This is a genomic window from Neptuniibacter caesariensis, from assembly GCF_000153345.1.
In the GTDB taxonomy this organism is placed as follows: domain Bacteria; phylum Pseudomonadota; class Gammaproteobacteria; order Pseudomonadales; family Balneatricaceae; genus Neptuniibacter; species Neptuniibacter caesariensis.
Window position 1 is genome coordinate 952,470 of the sequence record NZ_CH724125.1, and the last position, 19,124, is coordinate 971,593.

General features: G+C 48.8%; 18 protein-coding genes. 5 read left to right on the plus strand and 13 right to left on the minus strand.

Annotated features, from left to right (window positions below):
* Positions 1-98: 98 nt before the first annotated feature.
* The 5 genes from MED92_RS04495 to MED92_RS04515 are packed head-to-tail and all read right to left on the minus strand — an operon-like array spanning position 99 to position 4,142.
* Positions 99-947 (minus strand): DUF4392 domain-containing protein, encoded by an 849-nt coding sequence (locus MED92_RS04495; protein ID WP_007020313.1) that lies wholly within the window; start codon positions 945-947, stop codon positions 99-101.
* A gap of 55 nt (positions 948-1,002) precedes the next feature.
* Positions 1,003-1,938: a 5-oxoprolinase subunit C family protein gene (locus tag MED92_RS04500; protein WP_007020314.1), complete on the minus strand. Its 936-nt coding sequence runs from the start codon at positions 1,936-1,938 to the stop codon at positions 1,003-1,005.
* On the minus strand, positions 1,935-2,612 hold the full coding sequence (pxpB, locus tag MED92_RS04505; RefSeq protein WP_007020315.1) for a 5-oxoprolinase subunit PxpB: 678 nt from the start codon (positions 2,610-2,612) through the stop codon (positions 1,935-1,937). Before pxpB ends, MED92_RS04500 begins: the two co-directional genes overlap by 4 nt.
* Entirely contained in the window at positions 2,612-3,343 is a 732-nt protein-coding gene (locus MED92_RS04510) for a 5-oxoprolinase subunit PxpA (RefSeq protein WP_007020316.1), read from the minus strand. The genes pxpB and MED92_RS04510 overlap by 1 nt, the downstream gene beginning before the upstream one ends.
* 10 nt (positions 3,344-3,353) lie before the next feature.
* On the minus strand, positions 3,354-4,142 hold the full coding sequence (locus MED92_RS04515; protein WP_007020317.1) for a putative hydro-lyase: 789 nt from the start codon (positions 4,140-4,142) through the stop codon (positions 3,354-3,356).
* Positions 4,143-4,536: 394 nt separating this feature from the next.
* Between MED92_RS04515 and MED92_RS04520 the strand changes: the two genes are divergently transcribed.
* Entirely contained in the window at positions 4,537-5,589 is a 1,053-nt protein-coding gene (locus MED92_RS04520; protein ID WP_007020318.1) for a threonine aldolase family protein, read from the plus strand.
* Between the two features lie 45 nt (positions 5,590-5,634).
* Positions 5,635-6,444, plus strand: coding sequence for an AraC family transcriptional regulator (locus MED92_RS04525; RefSeq protein ID WP_007020319.1), 810 nt, complete (start codon positions 5,635-5,637; stop codon positions 6,442-6,444).
* Positions 6,445-6,511: 67 nt separating this feature from the next.
* On the opposite strand, the gene MED92_RS04530 is transcribed toward MED92_RS04525, so the two are convergent.
* Positions 6,512-7,288: a hypothetical protein gene (locus MED92_RS04530; RefSeq protein WP_040662124.1), complete on the minus strand. Its 777-nt coding sequence runs from the start codon at positions 7,286-7,288 to the stop codon at positions 6,512-6,514.
* Positions 7,289-7,363: 75 nt separating this feature from the next.
* A complete protein-coding gene (locus tag MED92_RS04535; RefSeq protein WP_007020321.1) occupies positions 7,364-8,182 on the minus strand; it encodes a hypothetical protein in 819 nt (272 codons plus the stop codon).
* A gap of 555 nt (positions 8,183-8,737) precedes the next feature.
* Between MED92_RS04535 and MED92_RS04540 the strand changes: the two genes are divergently transcribed.
* The 3 genes from MED92_RS04540 to MED92_RS04550 all read left to right on the plus strand — a co-directional run bounded on the left by MED92_RS04540 (position 8,738) and on the right by MED92_RS04550 (position 12,480).
* Positions 8,738-10,309, plus strand: coding sequence for an inorganic phosphate transporter (locus MED92_RS04540; protein WP_007020322.1), 1,572 nt, complete (start codon positions 8,738-8,740; stop codon positions 10,307-10,309).
* Positions 10,310-10,401: 92 nt separating this feature from the next.
* Positions 10,402-12,204: a Na/Pi cotransporter family protein gene (locus tag MED92_RS04545; protein WP_040661555.1), complete on the plus strand. Its 1,803-nt coding sequence runs from the start codon at positions 10,402-10,404 to the stop codon at positions 12,202-12,204.
* A 33-nt stretch (positions 12,205-12,237) separates the two neighbouring features.
* Positions 12,238-12,480, plus strand: a complete 243-nt coding sequence (locus MED92_RS04550) for a hypothetical protein (RefSeq protein ID WP_007020324.1) — start codon at positions 12,238-12,240, stop codon at positions 12,478-12,480.
* 100 nt (positions 12,481-12,580) lie between these two features.
* Here the strand turns inward: MED92_RS04550 and MED92_RS04555 are convergent, their stop codons facing one another.
* From MED92_RS04555 to MED92_RS04585, 6 genes are all read right to left on the minus strand, one after another.
* On the minus strand, positions 12,581-13,501 hold the full coding sequence (locus MED92_RS04555) for a DMT family transporter (protein ID WP_007020325.1): 921 nt from the start codon (positions 13,499-13,501) through the stop codon (positions 12,581-12,583).
* A gap of 539 nt (positions 13,502-14,040) precedes the next feature.
* A complete protein-coding gene (locus MED92_RS04565; protein ID WP_007020327.1) occupies positions 14,041-14,742 on the minus strand; it encodes an ABC transporter ATP-binding protein in 702 nt (233 codons plus the stop codon).
* A gap of 1 nt (position 14,743) precedes the next feature.
* Entirely contained in the window at positions 14,744-15,511 is a 768-nt protein-coding gene (gene livG, locus MED92_RS04570) for a high-affinity branched-chain amino acid ABC transporter ATP-binding protein LivG (RefSeq protein WP_007020328.1), read from the minus strand.
* On the minus strand, positions 15,508-16,764 hold the full coding sequence (locus MED92_RS04575) for a high-affinity branched-chain amino acid ABC transporter permease LivM (RefSeq protein WP_007020329.1): 1,257 nt from the start codon (positions 16,762-16,764) through the stop codon (positions 15,508-15,510). Before MED92_RS04575 ends, livG begins: the two co-directional genes overlap by 4 nt.
* Positions 16,764-17,690, minus strand: a complete 927-nt coding sequence (gene livH, locus MED92_RS04580; RefSeq protein WP_007020330.1) for a high-affinity branched-chain amino acid ABC transporter permease LivH — start codon at positions 17,688-17,690, stop codon at positions 16,764-16,766. Before livH ends, MED92_RS04575 begins: the two co-directional genes overlap by 1 nt.
* Before the next feature lie 109 nt (positions 17,691-17,799).
* Positions 17,800-18,921 (minus strand): high-affinity branched-chain amino acid ABC transporter substrate-binding protein, encoded by a 1,122-nt coding sequence (locus MED92_RS04585; RefSeq protein WP_272941711.1) that lies wholly within the window; start codon positions 18,919-18,921, stop codon positions 17,800-17,802.
* Positions 18,922-19,124 lie beyond the last annotated feature (203 nt).

Sequence of the window (19,124 nt, forward strand, 5' to 3'; positions counted from 1 at the left end):
AATCTGAGTATGACCTAAAGCTAATGGGCTTAGAAGGTCGGTCAAGCTGTATACGTCCGTTGTGAAAAAAAGCCAGACAAAGTCTGGCTTATTCCTGTTTACGCAAAGCCGGTTAGTTTACGTAACTCGGCAATGATCTGATTACCTTCGTCAACCGGCAGACCGTCTTCGGTTAACTCGTTAATCCGCGTAACCCCATCGACACTGCCTAGCTTGGAGAGATATTCGAGAATCTCCAGCGGCTTGATATCGGCCAACAGGTCTTTGTCATTCCACAGGCTGAGGAAAGCGATAATGCCGTAAGCACCCCAGTTGGATACATCAGCGATCAGCAGTTCATCTACCTGAGTGGCTGACGCCATAATATCCAGATCTTTCAGTGCATCCTGAATATTGCCCATACCGATCTCGTTGCCGCCGTCACCGATGCCAATCGTTGGGCATTTTGCGTTCAGGACGAAGGTATCGAAGCAGGCAGTACGTTCACTGATGCTTTCACCGCGCATATTGTAATAACCACCATCAGCAGCCTGACCTGGACGCTCGATAGATAGCACTGCATCCGGGTTGTACTGGTACAGCGCCTGGAACGCTTCCAGCGTTCGCTCCTGGTGTTCGCCAACGCGGATCTCATGCACTCGGTATTCGTCCATCAGTGCCTGTGATACCGGAGGACCACAGACGATGATCGGCGTTGCACCCAGTGCTTCCAGTGCGTTGTACAGCGCAATAGCGCCTACAGGCCCATCGGTTTCGAAAGTATCGACTACCGGAAAACCGGTTCCGATCAGCACATGGCCCTTACATTTGTTAAGGATGCGCGCCGCGCGCTGGTAATAACCAGGCGCTAGTGCTGGCTGTACGGTTTTCATACCGCGTAGGTTTTTTGCGACCAGCAAGTCTTCTATCTGTTTGCTTAGGTTCGCTTCATTGATTGCGTTTGACATATTTGTTTCCACTGGTTGGCTGTCAGTGCAGCCAACTTATTATCGTATTTTTTATTTACACCGCTTCAGGGTCGGTGTTGTTGAATTTGACGTGCGCCAGACAGTGCAGGTTGTGGGCATCATCAATGCTGATCTCTTCAAAAGAAACTTTGGCGCCGGGCATCAGCTGTGCCATGCGTGCGGTATCCATCGAGATCATTGAACCTATCTTTGGATAACCCCCAATGGTTTGGCGGTCGTTAAGCAAAACGATTGGCTGACCGTCGGCTGGAATCTGGATGGCTCCGTGACAGATACCTTCTGAAAGAATGCCGTCGATTGAGGACTTTACTTCCGGACCGGAAAGGCGGTAGCCCATGCGGTCAGCGCGATCCGTGACTTCATATTCACTGCTGAAGAACACGCGTTTAGCCACATCGCTAAATGTGTGTTGCTGATAACCGGTAATCACACGCAGGCTGATCTGATCCTGATAGACCGGTCGATGATGTTCAGCCAAACGGAAGGCCTTACGGCCATCAATCTCGGCACAGCTCAGGTGATCGCCTTGCTGCAGCTTTTCACCTGACAAGCCACCCAGTGATTCACGGGTTACTGTCGCTGCGCTGGAAAAACTATGCTCGATCTGGAATCCGCCGCTTACTGCCAGGTAGGCACGTGCCCCTTGTGTGGTAAAGCCGACTTCGATTCGGTCACCTTCTTTAACCTGATGGGCGTGCCAGCGGTCCTGCTCAATGCCGTTAATTTTCAGTGGCATCTCGGCACCCGTCAGTACCAGGCAGGTATTCACTTCGGCTTCTAGCACTAATCCACCCACACTGATCTCCAGTGCGGTCGTGTTCAGCGGGTTATCGACCAGGCGGTTAGCCCAGTTAAAGGCGTCAGCATCCAGCGGACCGCCGGTGGTCAGCCCGATACGGTGGTGGCCAAAACGGCCTGCATCCTGAATCAGGGTCAGAATACCGGGTTGAATGACTTTAAAGCCGCTCATAATTCGCCCCCCAGTGATAGGAATTCGGCACGATCGATCGGGGTGAAACGAATGCGATCACCTACCTGTACCGGCATTGTCGGTTCAGCAGCCGGATCAAACATACGAGTAGGGCACAGGCCGATCAGGTTCCAGCCGCCCGGAGAAACGGCCGGATAGACTGCGGTCTGCCGGTCAGCAATTGCCACTGCACCACGGGGTACTTTCTGGCGTGGTGTTGATAGACGTGGTGCTGCAATACGCGGGTCAACTTCACCCAGATAAGCAAAGCCTGGGGCAAAGCCGATGGCGTAAACACGGTATTCAGTTTCGCTATGCAGCTTAATCACTTCCTCAACCGAGAGCTCCGCGCGTTTTGCCAGATCTTCAAGGTCAGGGCCAGATTCGGTGCTGTAGTATGCGGGTAGTTCTACCAGCTTGCCTTCGGTCGCATTGGCCTGATCCAGTTGGCTAAGCAACTCACGGATCTTGCTGCGAATATGCAGATGGTCACAAGCGAGCATGTCGAAGATCACCAGCAATGATGCATAGGAGGGGACCATATCGATCAAGCAGTCGTTCAGCTCTGTATCCAGAATGGTAACGGCCTGCTGCACCTGTGCCGAAACGCGGGGATCAGTCTGCTCGCCAAAGTAGATAATCAGGGCGTTTTCGCCCGCCACTTCAATACGCATTAGCTGATTAGCTCCCGGATCTCCTGGATCGCGTTAACACCTTCCATGTTATCGCCATGAACACACAAAGTGTCGGAGCGAAGGTTAAGTGTATGGCCGCTAACGGTCGTCACAGTGCCGGATTCTTTCAGCTGTTTAACCTGAGCCAGCATCTTCTCTTTGCTGTGTACTGCACCCGGTTTGCTGCGTGCCAGCAGTTTGCCATCGTCGTCATAGCAACGATCGGCAAAGATTTCGAACCACAACTCGATGCCGGCTTCTTTAGCTTCAGCCAGATGCTGTTCAGCCTGTGGCGTGCTCTGTAGCATCAGCACGAGCGGGCGGTGGTATTCGGCGATGGCTTGCATAATCACTTTGCGGTTCTGCGCATTCGCCATCATGTCGTTGTACATAGCGCCGTGTGGTTTAACGTAAGTCAGGGTCAGGCCCTGAGTTGCCGCCATGCCATCGATCGCCGCAATCTGATACTGAACCATTGCTTTAAGTTCGGCATCGCTGACTTTCATGGTACGGCGCCCAAAGCCAACCAGATCCGGGTAACCCGGGTGTGCACCGATAGTGACATTATTCGTTTTCGCCAGGCTCAGGGTTTTCTGCAGTACCAGCGGATCGCCAGCGTGGAAACCACAAGCGATATTAGCCTGATCGATATGCGGCATCACCGCTTCATCCAGCCCCATCTTCCAGGAGCCAAAGCTTTCGCCCAGATCACAATTCAGTTTTAAGCTCATGATCTACTCCTTAAAGTACAGCCAAACGGCTGTTTGGCAGGTCAGTAATCAACATGTGGCCTGGGCTGTGGGTAATACAGAACTCAGGTTTTGCCTGCTCGATAGCAGCCTGCGGGGTAACACCACAGGCCCAGAATACCGGTAGCTCGCCCTCTTTGATGGTGACAGCGTCACCGAAGTCAGGTTTGTTGATATCGCTGATACCGATCTCGGCCGGATCACCCAGGTGCAGTGGGGCGCCGTGAACGGATGGGAAACGGGTGCAGATCTGTACCGCACGAATCGCATCTGCCGCTTTCATCGGGCGCATGCTTACAACGGTATTGCCGTGGAAGCGACCTGCAGGTTTGCAGGCGATGTTGGTGCGATACATAGGTACATTCACACCTTCTGTGATGTTTCGCACTTCAAGACCATCGGCGATCAGCGCTTCTTCAAAGGAGAAAGAGCAACCCAGAACAAAGGTCACCAGATCATCGCGCCATACTTCAGAGACATCCTGAACCTCTTCGGTCAGAACCCCATCACGGTAGATACGGTAGCGTGGGACATCACGGCGGATATCGATATCTTCACCCAGATCGTTGAGCAGAAAATCACCCGGTGCGGTGGACATACCAACAATAGGGCAGGGCTTAGGGTTCTGCTGGCAAAATAAAAGGAAGTCATTGGCCCACTCTTTAGGCATGATCGCCAGGTTACCCTGAACAAAACCTTGTGCCAGACCGGATGTATTACCAGTAAAGTTGCCAGCGCGGATCTGCTGACGAATCTCAAACGGGGATAGTTCGGATGTCATATTCTTGCCCTTGTTAAACCGACTACTGCTCAGATGGCGTTGCTTAAGTGAATGTGGTGCTCGCAGCTGATCATTGGGGACCAGGCTCTTCTTAAGGGTAGTCGCTTTCTGTTTTTATAAGTGTTCCTACAAGTTAGCGGGCTAATTAGCGGCTCTCTTATAAGAAAATATGATTACTGAATCATCTAATACTGCTGTATAGCTTGTCTAATGATTTATTTCTTCTTTATCTGATAAATAAAATTTATCAGTGCCTGATCGAACAATAAGCGATTGGCTAAGACTTATCTGCTGACAGGTTTTTCGTGAGCCGATGAAAAATGCAATTTTTTACAATACGCCGATCAAAGTCCGGGGATATAGTGTGAGCCTGATCGGAGAGAGTGATAGATAGATGCAGAACAACAATTACAAAGCCAGTTTTACCAGTGACAATATTGCTTCCGCTTCGCAGGAAGTGATGGAAGCGATGATTCAGGCGAATCAATCCATCGCACAACCCTATGGAAGTGATGAACTGACTGCGGCCTGTGAAGAACGCTTCAAGGAACTATTTGAGTGTGATCTTAAAGTGTTATTGGTGCCCACTGGCACAGCTGCTAATGCGCTCTGTCTGGCAGCGGCAACACCGCCCTGGGGTTCAGTGCTGTGTCATGAAGAGAGCCATATAAATAATGATGAGTGTGGCGCGCCGGAGTTTTACACTAATGGCGCAAAGCTGGTTAATGTAGCGGGTGAGAACAGTAAGATCAGTGCTGAACACCTGCAAGAGAAGGCAGGGCTGAAGAAGGGCGATGTGCATTCGGTGCAGCCTTCAGTGGTGAGTATTACCCAGGCAACCGAGTCAGGCAGCTTATATAGTCTGGAAGAGATCAGTGCGATTGGCCGGATTGCCAAAGCTCAGGAATTAAAACTGCATATGGACGGCGCCCGTTTTGCTAATGCGCTGGTCAGTCTGGGCTGCACCCCAGCAGAGATGACCTGGAAAGCCGGGGTGGATCTGCTCTCATTTGGCGCCACTAAAAATGGCGTAATGGCCGCTGAAGCGATCATCGTCTTTGATCTGTCCTTAGTTGAAGAGTTGGAGTTTCGCCGCAAGCGAGCGGGGCAGTTGTTCTCCAAAATGCGTTTTATGGCTGCGCAGATGAACGCTTACCTGAAAGATGATCTTTGGCTTCATAATGCGGGCCATGCCAATGCGATGGCAAAGAAGTTGGCCGATGGGCTGGACCGATTCCCGCAGATCGAACTGCTCACCGAGGTAGAGACAAATATTCTATTTTGCCGTTTGCCCGAGCGAACCATCGAAGCATTGCACTCTCAGGGGTTTAGCTTTTACGCCAATCGCTGGGGTAAAGGTGTGTGCCGTTTTGTCACCTCCTTTATGGCTCGTGAAGAGGAAGTAGATGACTTCCTGCAGGCAATCGCTAAACTGCATAGTCAGTAAACCGTAACAATCACGATTAACTTTAAAACCAGAGGAGGCGTTAACATGGCAGATGATGTGCAGTACCACCGTGTAGCCGACACGCCCGATCTGGTTTTAAGTGAAGGTGTTTATTCTGATTTTCAGTTTGAGCCCCACTACCACTTGGATTACCACATCGGGCTGGTGGTTGAAGGGGTGCAAAAACAGAAGTTTCAGGGCAGATCGGTGCTTTTAGGGCCCGGTCGGGTATCGATCATGCCGCCGGGCGAGATCCACGATGGGATCAGCTACGGTGATTCACCCTACAAAATGAAAACCTTCCGTATCTCGCAAGAGATTCTGGAGCATTACTTCGCGGATATTTTCGCTGATAAGGGCGAGCTGTTTTTTGCTGGCGCGATGCTGGAAGACCCACGCTGTGCAGCAGCGCTACTCAACCTGTTCCTTTCATTACAGGAACAAAACCAACTCTCTTCTATGGCAACCGAAGAGCACTGGTTAAAGTTATTGGCACCACTCCTCACCGATCTCTGTGTGGTGACACCCGAAGGGGGCAAGGGCTATCTCTCAGAGAAACAGTGGCAACAGGTACGGGAATACTGCCGTGAATCGTTGGATAATAAGATCGTTTTGGATGAACTGGCCGAACTCTGCGATCTAAGCCGTTACCAGTTCCTTCGCCGCTTTGAGAAAACCGTCGGGGTTACCCCGCACGCCTGGCTAACCCGCTTCCGCCTCGAACACGCCTGCGCACTTCTGCGCCGCACTAAACAGACTCTCTCCGAAGTCTCCCAGGCCGTAGGCTTCTACGACCAAAGCCACTTTAACCGCGCCTTCCGGCAAGCTTACGGGGTTTCACCTTCGAAGTATTGAGGTTCAAGGTTGATGTCCGGAAACGATATACTCAGATGTGAAGTTAATAGGTGTTCTACATGCAGCTTCACTTACTCCATTCACGCGTGCCGCTGATATCTGACATAACGTCACCAAATTCGAAACTTGGATCGATATTAGAGGAAAAATCACCTCGATCATTGCCGTATATGAAATTTGGGCAATCACAATCATCACCACTTTCACCACAATCCATACATTCTGGATTGCACGCATCAATCATCCTATCAATAGCGTCGTGTGGTTCATAATCGTAATCAAAATATCCGTACCCAGTACTCCCGCAAATCCTACCGTTTATAAAATCATCTACATCGTCTATTGTTTTTAATCCGCAATTAAAAATTACAGCTATCGGCCTCATTACCACGCGAGAATAATCAAACTTATATGATGATGATTTGAAAAATATTTTACCTTCAATTGGTGCCAAACTGTGGAAGGTTAGGTCCCCATACATTTCAATTAGGTCAGAGTATCTTTTTTGTTCTAACTCAACATGCTTGAATGAGTTGTTAATTGCATCTAACAATCTAAATTTATTGTTGATGTGAGCACAGCCATCGACTCCATATCTTTGATCAAAATTTGATATAAAATCCTTTCTCTTAACATCGCTTACTTTCTTAGCAATAAAAACCATGTAGTCAATAGCGTGAGCTAAGATGGCATTAAATGAAAACGCATGATGGAGTAACACATTATTGTCATCCAGTAAGCTGAAGAATTCTTTAGATGATGGAATTAATACATCATTGATGTAAGAAAGAAGGTATTTTGCATCTTCTTCCTCGGATTTAACGTTATAGACTTCCAAGTTCACTCCTTTATAGATGAGAAATGTAGTGCTTACAGTTGTTTTGCGCATAGCGCGTCAACTACCTGTTCTTGTTAAAAGTCAATCTTCCTCAGGATCGAAAGTATATTCTGGGTAATACTGCAAAACCTTGTACATTTTTGGAACTCCTCGTACAGTTTCAACTTCTACATCAACGACATATGCTAGTTCATGCCAAGGTTTGTTAAACCTTTCCTGAGGATGAAGCATGCCATCTTTTACCGCATTATTTTCAAATATCACCTTTAAACTACTTCTTGAAAGGTCATCAATAATTGCTCTATTTCCGGTGTCTGAATGCGGATCAAACTTAGCTTGATACCAGTACATTACCTTACGACGATGAATGTGATCTTCTGGAGTATCTAAGGCTTCAACTTTTCGAGCTATTTCATTCTGAATAGCATTGGCTTCTGTTGAATTTATTGTGAAATTATTTATTACAGTGCCACCATCGGAGACATTGATATTCATTTGTGAACCATGGTCCTTAGCAACCGGCTCCACAAATTGATTCCATTCTTGAAGGTCTTTCTTAGAAACATCTTTTGGCGGGTTTTCGGCTTGGCCCAATAGCCAAAGGCACATATCTTGAACCAGCTTGGCCCATTGATTTAGTGTACCTCCCTCCCACAATAATGGAACAACAGGTGCTGCTTGAGAAACCAATTCAACCACAATGGAGCCTTTCCGAACTTCTTTGATAAGAAGCTCGGAGCCTATATCAGTTTCTTTGTCTGTCTCAGACTCAACAAATTTGTGAAATTGATGATTAAACGATAAAAGGGATAATGAAAGGTCCTTAAGTGCAACCGGCTTCTCATTATTAATTTTTATCTCTAGTTTTTTATTGAGGTCAATCTCTAAAATATTACTCATAGTTCCCTTTGACCTTTAAAATTTTAATAACAAGCGTGCGCGTTCTTCTGCCAAGAGGATAAATAGGTATAGCTGTAGCAATTTGAATCTAAATAGCTTTTAGACAGCACTGCCATTTTCCTCCGATAAAAACGAGCATGCGCGTTCTGATGACTGACTGTGCTTATATATCTGCACAGAGAATTCCTTAAGTGCCTAATATGTAATCGATTAATGGAAAAGGCAAGGGTTCCTGGTTACTAGGTTCTAGTAACTAGCGTCTAGAACTTTCCTCTAGGCGAAGCCGTCCTCTAGCAGCGAAGCTGCGTCCTGAAAGTAAAGCGATCTCTAGCCACGAAGTGGCGTCCTGCTTTTTCCTGGTTTCAGCCGCCCCCAACCGCTCTTAACCGTTTTTCTTTTATCTACAACCCATTTTATTGATCTACTCAATGGTTTTAGTCGGCGCGGAGGACTAGATTACAAAGATATGACAGCACCGTTTTCTATGAATCAGAAAAACCTCGGTGCTACCTATCTTTCGAGCAACGATGCGTTAATCCAAGGGGTAAAACTGAAGTGGATATCAACCAACTCGACAAAATAGAGCGGGCTACGCTTTTTGGCAGACCTGAAATCGTGAGGCTGGGCTATGCGATCCTCTTTATTGTGGGGGTTATTATGTACAGCTACTCGACGGTAGGTAACGTACCCAACGGAATAATGTTGGTAGCGGCTGCCATGATTGGTGGCTATATGGCGATGAATATTGGTGCTAACGATGTCGCGAACAATGTAGGGCCAGCGGTTGGTTCCAAGGCATTAAGTTTGACGGGGGCTATTATTATTGCTGCCGTTTTCGAAGCTTCGGGTGCGCTACTCGCTGGTGGTGACGTGGTTAGCACGATTAAAAAAGGCATTATTAACCCTCAAGCGATTCAGGATGCCGATACGTTTATCTGGCTTATGATGGCGGCTCTCCTTTCCGCAGCCATCTGGCTTAACATCGCTACCTCATTGGGTGCGCCGGTCTCGACGACTCACTCCATTGTCGGCGGTGTATTGGGTGCAGGCATGGCAGCAGGCGGGGTTGCTGTCGCTAACTGGGACAAAATGGGCATGATTGCCGCCAGTTGGGTTATCTCTCCGGTGATGGGCGGAGTGATTGCTGCGTCTTTCCTGATGCTGATCAAAAAGAACATAACCTATAAGCAAGACATGATTACCGCGGCCAAAAAATGGGTGCCGATTCTGGTGACTTTAATGGCCTGGGCTTTCTCGACTTACCTGGCGCTTAAAGGTTTGAAGAAGATCTGGAAGCTGGATTTTGCTACGGCGGCATTAATCGGTGCTGTGGTGGCGGCTGCTATCTATGTGATTGTAAAACCCATGATTAAAACGGCTGCCGATAAACTTGAAAACAGCAAGGATTCTGTAAACTCTTTATTCACAATCCCATTGATCTTTGCGGCGGCGTTGCTGAGTTTCGCTCATGGCGCCAACGACGTGGCCAACGCGGTCGGTCCGCTTGCTGCAATCAATGATTCCATTATGAGCGGTGAGGTTTCTGCCAAAGCCAGTATCCCAATCTGGGTAATGATGATTGGCGCACTGGGTATCGCGCTCGGCTTGGCTCTGTATGGTCCAAAACTCATTAAGACTGTGGGTTCTGAAATCACCGAGCTTAATCAGATGCGGGCATTCTCTATTGCGATGGCGGCTGCGATTACCGTCATCATTGCTTCTCAGCTGGGTCTGCCTGTCTCCTCTACACATATTGCCGTGGGTGGTGTTTTCGGTGTTGGTTTCCTGCGCGAATACCTGAAAACAAACTATGCGAAGAAAATAGCAGAGATACATGCTCACCATTCGGAAGAGGATGAAGATAAAGTTAAGCAGTTCATCGAGGAGTTCGAGAACGCAACCATCGAAGAGAAAGAGGTCATGCTGAAACAGCTCAAAGAGCATAGAGCGTCAGCTGAACTGAACAAAAAAGAGCGTAAGAGCCTGAAAAAAATCTATCGTACAGAGCTGGTTAAACGTTCTGCGCTATTAAAAATAGCAGCGGCGTGGGTGATCACAGTTCCTGCCGCAGGCGTTATGGCTGCTATTCTTTTCTTTACTATAAGAGGAATGATGCTGGAAGTTTGAATCGGCATTATTTATCGATGCATTAAGCTTTTGGTATGGCGCTGACTTTACTGGTGGTTTTGTTTTTTTATCTGAAAGGGTGACATTTATAGATGTTCAGGAAGATTATTCTATTCACTATGCTTGCGATTCTGGCTTGGGGTTTCTGGATCAGTCCTAACTTCAAGGAAATCGCCGCTGGGGTCGCTATCTTCCTGTTCGGGATGCTTGCTCTTGAAGAAGGTTTCAAAACCTTCACTGGCGGAGTGCTAGAGCGCATATTACGAAAAACAACCGATGGCCCATGGAAGTCACTGACGTTTGGTGTAGTCAGCACTTCCATTATGCAATCCAGCTCGCTGGTTTCGGTCATCACCATCTCTTTCCTGAGTGCCGGGCTGATTGGCCTGGCTGCGGGGATCGGAATTATTTTTGGCGCCAATCTTGGTACTACAACCGGCGCCTGGTTAATTGCCGGTTTGGGCATGAAGGTTAAGATTTCTGCCTATGCGATGCCTATGTTGGTATTCGGTATTGTTCTGATCTTCCAGAAATCGAGAACGATGAACGGCATCGGCTATATTCTTGCCGGTCTCGGATTTCTGTTCCTCGGCATTCACTATATGAAAGAGGGCTTTGAGGCCTTCCGCGATACCATCGATCTGACAGCGTTTTCGGTTTCGGGTTACAGCGGAATTATGTTGTTTACTCTTATTGGTATCGCTGCAACGGTGATTATGCAGTCCAGCCATGCAACATTGGTCATTATTATTACCGGCTTGGCAGCGCAACAGATCACTTATGAGAACGCTTTAGCGCTGGCGATAGGTGCCAATATAGGCACCACGATTACAGCAATCATCGGGTCGATGAGCGCAAGTGTGCAGGGTAAACGCCTGGCAGCGGCTCACTTGATATTCAACATGGTCACCGCAATTATCGCTATCGTGTTTATCTACCAGATTGCTGAAATGGTCGACGGTTTCAGCGCTATGGTGGGGATCGCTGCGGATAATTACACCTTAAAGCTGGCAATATTTCATACGATTTTTAATTCGATAGGCATTATTGCGATGATGCCTTTCATCGACAAACTGGCTAGCTCTTTGACCAAAGCGATGCCTGAGAAAGTGCAGTCCAGAGAGAAACCAATGTATCTCAATGAAGCGGTTGAGGAGTTGCCCGACACCGCAATTGAGGCGGTACGTAAAGAAACACTGAGATTGTACGATAATGCCTTCGCCATCATCGCTCACGGCCTGAGTTTACATCGCGATGATATTTTGTCGGATAAACAACTCGAAGATGTTGTCAGGCAAGACCATAAAGTCATTCCGATCAATTTTGATCACGAATATGAAATCAGTATCAAGGGCCTTTACAGTGATATCGTAAAGTTCATCAGTGGTGCCCAGTCGAATATGACTCCGGAGCAAAGTGATGAGTTGTTCCGGCTGCGGGCTGCAGGACGTGACATTGTGGAAGCCATTAAAGATACCAAGCATATGAGCAAGAACCTTTCATATTACATTGTCTCGGAAAACCAATATATCCGCGCAGAGTACAATAAGTTCCGCATTCAATTAGGTAACCTGATGCGTGAACTGGATGCTATTCGTAATGATGTTGAAGACTCTTCAAATGTGCTCTCCCTGGATAGTTTGAAGCTTGATATGAGAGCCAATGATGTGACGGCGAACGGTGATATGGAGATGCTGATACGCGAGAATAAAATCACCGCTGTTATGGCAACGTCGATGATGAATGACACAAATTATGCTTATGATGTCGCCAAAAACCTGATCCAGATGGGGGAGACTCTGTTTGCGAGTGGGAATCTGGATATGGATAAGGCGGTACGCAGTGTGGCGCTGACTGAAGATGAAGTGAGCGAAATTCTCGATGACAACAAATAACAATCTCAATATTGATTGCCTGGAGGTAAGACTGTGAAACTGCTCAAGTTGTTAGAGACTGCCCAGAAATACCTCGACGATGAGAAACTTCAAGCAGATGAGCGCAAGAAATGTCTCAAAGATATCCAGCAAAAGTTAAAAAAGAAAAAGAAGCAACTGAAAGAGAAGGTTGCTGCTGAAAGTGAAGAAAATGAATTAAAACGCCTTAAGAAAAACCTCGATATCGTCACGGCTCAGCGAAAAAAAGTCATTGCTGCACTTAAAGAGCTCCAGTAAGTGATGAACTATAGTTTTGATGGTTTCTGTCCGTCAGGCTTTACCGATACTAGTACTTCGAGCCGCTGTTGATTCGACAGTATAAAAGCAGACTCCTGGTTTAGTAACTTCTCACCAATTTCTTGGTTCGTTTGCGGCTTTGCCACAATAAGAAAATTCCACTTCCTGCAATAACCAATCCGCCCAATAACGTCAGCAGATCAGGCCGTTCGTTAAAGACAATAATCCCCAGAACAAATGCAAAGATCAGCCGGGTATAGCGAAACGGGGTGACCATAGATATCTCACCGGTACGCATCGCTTTGGTCAGGAAGTTATAGGCGATCACGCCAAAGATGATGGCGCAAGCGGTTTTTAGCCCTGCGGAGGAATCCAACAGCGGGGCAAGATCAACCGATTCTGCGTACCAAGCCTGAAGGATAGCGCCACAAATAATCAGTACCATAAACCCGTAGATACCCAGTTGGAAATTGGTCAGGGTCGGGGGCGCAGCGCGAGTCGCCAGATCACGCCCGGCAAAGCCAATCGTGCTAATGACGGCAAAGATAGAAGCGGCACTGAAGCTGTCCAGCCCCGGGCGTACTATCATCAGAACACCGATAAAGCCTGCCATAATCGCCAGCCAGTGCTGCCAGCCAACCCGTTCTTTAAAGAACAGGATACCGCCAAGAACTACCACCAAGGGGGTCGCCTGAAGAATCGCCGAGGCGCTGGATAGGGGAGAGAGGGTAATCGCCAGGGCAAAGAACAGCCGGCCGACTATTTCAAAAGCTGAGCGTATTAGCTGTACTCTGGAAAAGAGCGCCGGGTTATAGATCGCTTCACCTTTCAGCGTAGCCATCACCATAAATATCAACATCCCCCCGCTACCGAACAGGATCAGCAGGGTGCCAAGGGAAAGGTGGTCCGCCGCGGCTTTGATAAACATATCTTCCACGGCAAAAGCTGCCATAGCGAAGACCATAAAAAGCGTACCGCGAATATTGTCGTTAACTGAACTGTTTAGCATAGTGCCAAACATGGTAATCCCAAGCCGGACCTGGCAATAGGCACAGATAAATTAAATAGTGGGATACAGATTGTATTAAAGGCGGTTAAGATCTGATGAAGGCAGCGGAAGGCAGCGGAAGGCAGCGGAAGGCAGCGGAAGGCAGCGGAAGGCAGCGGAAGGCAGCCGAAGTCAGCCGAAGTCAGCCGAAGTCAGCCGAAGTCAGCCGAAGTCAGCCGAAGTCAGCCGAAGTCAGCCGAAGTCAGCCGAAGTCAGCCGAAGTCAGCCGAAGTCAGCCGAAGTCAGCCGAAGTCAGCCGAAGTCAGCCGAAGTCAGCCGAAGTCAGCGGAAGTCAGCGGAAGTCAGCGGAAGGCAGCGGAAGGCAGCGGAAGGCAGCGGAAGGCAGCGGAAGGCAGCGGAAGGCAGCGGAAGGCAGCGGAAGGCAGCGGAAGGCAGCCGCATTTAGCTGAAGTTATCCGCAGTCAGCAGGCCCTGGCTGCTTTTCCCTGCCCCTTAGAAACAAAAAAAACCGGCTCAGCGGCCGGTTTTTTATGGTTTCTAAGAGGGCTTACTTATCCCCCAAGATACGCCTTACGCACATCGTCGTTAACCAGCAGAGCATCACCGGTATCTTCCAATACCACACGGCCATTCTCAAGCACGTAACCGCGGTCGGCGATACGCAGAGCCTGGTTCGCGTTCTGCTCTACCAGGAAGATGGTTACGCCTTCATCACGCAGTTTTTCGATGATATCGAAGATCTGCTGAATGATGATCGGTGCCAGGCCCAGTGAGGGTTCGTCCAGCAGGATCATGCGTGGCTTAGACATCATGGCACGGCCAATCGCCAGCATCTGCTGTTCACCACCGGACATTGTGCCGGCACGCTGATCAAAACGCTCTTCCAGACGAGGGAAGAGTTCCAGTACGTGTTTAACGGTTTCCTGTGCTTCCGCTTTGCTGCGGAAGTAGGAACCCATAAACAGGTTCTCTTCTACCGTCATACCACTGAAGACACGGCGGCCTTCAGGTACGATCGCCAGGCCTTTACGCATCACTGATGGGGTGTCCAGACCAGAGATCACTTCACCGTCAAATTCGATGGTTCCGGAGGTCGCCTGCGGATCACCACAGATGGTCATCATCAGGGTAGTTTTACCGGCACCGTTGGCACCGATCAGTGTAACGATCTCGCCCTGTTTAACTTCCAGAGAGATATCATGCAGAGCCTGAATCTGGCCATAATGCGTATTAACATTTTCAATGCGCAGCATATTAGTCTTCCCCCAGGTAAGCTTTGATTACGTCAGGGTTGTTCTTGATCTCTTCCGGCGAACCATCCGCCAGCGGAGTACCCTGCGCAATAACATAGATATGATCAGAGATGCCCATTACCAGGCTCATATCATGCTCAATCAGAAGAATGGAGATCTCGTGCTCATCACGTAGTTTGATGATCAGTTCGTCCAGTTCTTTGGTTTCATTGGGGTTTAGACCAGCCGCTGGCTCATCCAGCATTAGCAGTTCTGGCTGAGTTACCATGCAGCGGGCAATTTCCAGACGGCGTTGCTGGCCGTAAGAGAGGTTGCCCGCCTGGCGGTTAGCTACATCCAGAAGACCTACTTCCTCGAGCCATTGTGCCGCATGATCCATCGCTTCACCTTCCTTACGACGGTAGGAAGGGGTTTTGAACAGACCTGAGAACAGGTTAGTGTTCAGGTGACGGTGCTGGGCAACCAGCATGTTTTCAACCACAGTCATGTTTGAGAACAGGCGTACGTGCTGGAAAGTACGGACCAAACCTTTACGGGAGATCTGGAAGTCTTTCAGGCCAGCGATCTGCTCGTTCTTGAACATCACGCTACCCGCTGTTGGGATATAGAAACCCGACAGGCAGTTAAATACGGTGGTTTTACCTGCACCGTTAGGGCCGATAATCGAAACGATCTGGCGGTTTTTAACCTTCAGATTTACACCGTTTACTGCTACCAACCCACCAAAACGCATCGTTAGTGCGTTTACATCAAGAAGTAATTGGCTCATCGATTCAACTCCAGATGTGGGCGTTTCATTGGTACCAGACCCTGTGGGCGCCAGCGCATCATAATTACCATCAGGAATCCGAATAACAGCATGCGGTATTCAGAGAACTCACGCGCAAGCTCTGGAAGGATGGTCATGATAATCGCGGCCAGGATAACGCCGACCTGTGAGCCCATTCCGCCCAATACAACGATGGCGAGAATGATTGCGGACTCGATGAAGATAAAGGATTCCGGACTGATAAAGCCCTGTCGTGCGGCAAAGAATGCACCTGCAAAACCTGCAGTGGTTGCACCTAGTGTAAAGGCAGACAGCTTGATGACTGTACGGTTCAGACCTAGTGAGCGACAAGCGATCTCGTCTTCACGCAGGGCTTCCCACGCACGGCCAACCGGCATACGCATCAGACGGTTGATCACGTAAACCACGAAGATGGTCAGGATCACTGCGATCAGATAAAGGAAGATCACCTTGTATGAGCTGGAGTAATCAATGCCGAAGAACTCATGGAAGAGTACCGTGTCTTCTTCCTTGGCACGGCGGCTGAATTCCAGACCGAACAGGGTTGGCTTATCGATACCAGAGATACCGTTAGGACCACCAGTGACTGCTGTCCAGTTGTTCAGGAGAATACGGATAATCTCACCGAAGCCCAGAGTTACGATCGCCAGATAGTCACCACGCAGCCTCAATACCGGGAAGCCCAGAATAAAGCCGAATAGTGCAGCCAGACCCGCCGAGATCGGTAGACAAGCCCAGAATGACATGCCGAAATACTGAGAAAGCAGCGCGTACGTGTAGGCACCTACTGCATAGAAGGCTACGAAGCCAAGATCCAGCAGACCAGCAAGGCCGACTACGATGTTCAGGCCCAGACCCAGCATGATGTAGATCAGTGCCAGGGTCGCAAGGTCAACCGAACCACGGGAAACCATAAATGGCCAAACCAGCATGCCCACGATCAGCAGGGCCAGTAGCCAGGGTTTCAGCGTCGCCATTTTCTGCTCTTTTGGCAGCATATTGCTTAGCTTTGGTTTCGGAACTTTGCTGAAGATCGCATCGATCTTGTCGGAGAACAGCTGTGACAGGAAAACCAGCGCGATACCCAGACCGATCCAGGTCCATTGTTCAGCACTTGCACCTTTAATTGCCAGCTGTGTGCCCTCTGTATCAAGCTTAATACCCACCATCAGGCAGGTGAGAATAAAAGCGATACCCGAGGCAAAAAGCGCGTTATAAAACTTGTTAGTCATCACACTTTCTCCACTTCCGGTTTACCCAGCAGTCCGCTTGGACGGAACAGCAGGATCAGAACCAGCAGGCCGAAAGATACAACATCTTTATATTCCGCCGGGAAGAAAGCCGCAGTCATTGCTTCTGTAACACCCAGAATCAAACCACCCAACATTGCACCCGGAATGGAACCGATTCCACCCAGTACTGCTGCGGTGAAGGCTTTAAGGCCTGCGATAAAGCCAACAAACGGGTTGATCACACCGTAGTAAAGGCTTAGCAGGATACCTGCTACTGCTGCCAGTGCAGCACCCACGATGAAGGTCAGCGCGATGATCTTGTTAGTGTCGATACCCAGTAGGTTGGTCATCCCCAGGTCTTCAGAGCAGGCACGACAAGCGCGACCCATGCGTGAACGGGAGATAAACAGGGTAAGTGCGGTCATCGTAAGCAGCGTCGCGATCCAGATAATCGACTGCATGTAAGAGATAGTGACTTCAAACACCGCAGGATCACCGAATGTCCAGCCACCCACAACTTGTGGTGGCAGCGCTGCATCACGGTAGCCCTGAGACAGACCAACGTAGTTTTGCAGGAAGATCGACATACCGATCGCAGAGATCAGTGGGATCAGACGGTTCGAGCCTCGCAATGGCCGGTAGGCCACTCGCTCCACTGTCCAGCCATAGGTACTGGAGACAATGACAGCGACGATAAGCACGATGAGTAAAACAATAGGGAGGGAGACCAAACCCATGCCTAGCAGGCCAGCGATTACGATGAAAGTGACATAGGAGCCAATCATGTAAATTTCGCCGTGGGCAAAGTTGATCATACCGATAATGCCGTAAACCATCGTGTAACCGATAGCGATCAGGGCATAGGTAGATCCGATGGTCAGTCCATTAATAAGCTGTTGTAAAAGATAGAGAGAAAATTCAGACATTTACAGGGACCAGAAAACATGAACCCCCCAGCTCCGGATCACGGAGTAGGGGGGTAGGATCTCGTTAGTGCTGTCTTGTAGTCAGCACAGGAATAATCCGCATAGTTAATTACTGTGCAGGCGTCTTAGAGCCATCCTGGTGTAGTTTGTAAACCAGGAAAGTAGACTCAGTCAGGTCGCCTTGCTTGTTATATTTAACTTTACCGATAGCAGTATCCAGTTCAGTTGCACGGATGTGGTCCGCCAGCTCGAATGGATCAGTTTTGCCAGTAGCTTTCATTGCGTTAGTCATAACTTCAACTGCCGCGTAAGCTGTGAATACGAATGGACCTGTTGGGTCTTCGCCTTTCGCTTTGATCGCTTCTACACGTGCCTGGTTAACTGCGTTCTGGTCGAAGCTCTTAGGTGCTGTTGCCAGTACGCCTTCAACTGCTTTACCCGCAATTTTAGCCAGGTCAGAGTTTACTACGCCTTCTGGACCCATGAACTGAGCTTTGAAGCCTTTCTCGCTAGACTGACGCAGGATCAGACCCAGCTCTGGGTGGTAACCACCGTAGTAAACGAAATCGATGTTGTTCTTTTTCAGCTTAGCGATCAGTGCTGAGAAGTCTTTATCGCCTGGAGTAACACCTTCAAACATAACTGGGTTCAGGTTGTTACCTTCCAGTTTAGTTTTAACAGCAGTTGCCAGGCCTTCGCCGTACTGCTGCTTGTCGTGGATTACTGCCACACGCTGAGGCTTAACAGAGTTCAGGATGTGATCTGCAGCCAGGCTACCCTGCAGGCTGTCCAGACCGATTGTACGGAATACAAGCTGGAAACCTTTCTCAGTGATCGTCGGGGAGGTAGACGCTGCAGTGATCATCAAAACGCCTTCTTCGTCGTAGATGTCTGCTGCTGGCTCAGTAGAAGAAGAGCACAGGTGACCTACAACATGCTGAACGCCATCATTTACGATTTTGTTCGCTACTGCTACAGCCTGTTTTGGGTCGCAAGCATCATCGTAGATAACGCCTTCCAGTTGCATGCCGTTGATACCACCTGCTTTGTTGATATCGTCGATCGCAGCCATAACACCGATTTTCTGCATGTCACCATACTGTGCTACAGGACCTGTAGCTGGACCTGCCAGACCAATTTTCAGTGTTTCCGCGTTTGCAACAGACACAGCACCTGCCAATGCAGCAACGGTTCCCAATGTCATCAGCTTTTTGGCGATTTTGTTCATCATATGCCTCAGATTTTTATTATTTGAAATCCCTTGTGGGGATAGGAAATATTTGGGTTTTAAAAAAAACGGCTCAAAGATACCTTCTGCATCAAAATGAAACAATGATCTGCTACAGGAACTTGAGCTTCATTCCAGAAGAAAGGTAGGCAATGTGACCCGAAATAGCAATTTTAACCTCCGATATGTTTATAAGGAGTGAAAAA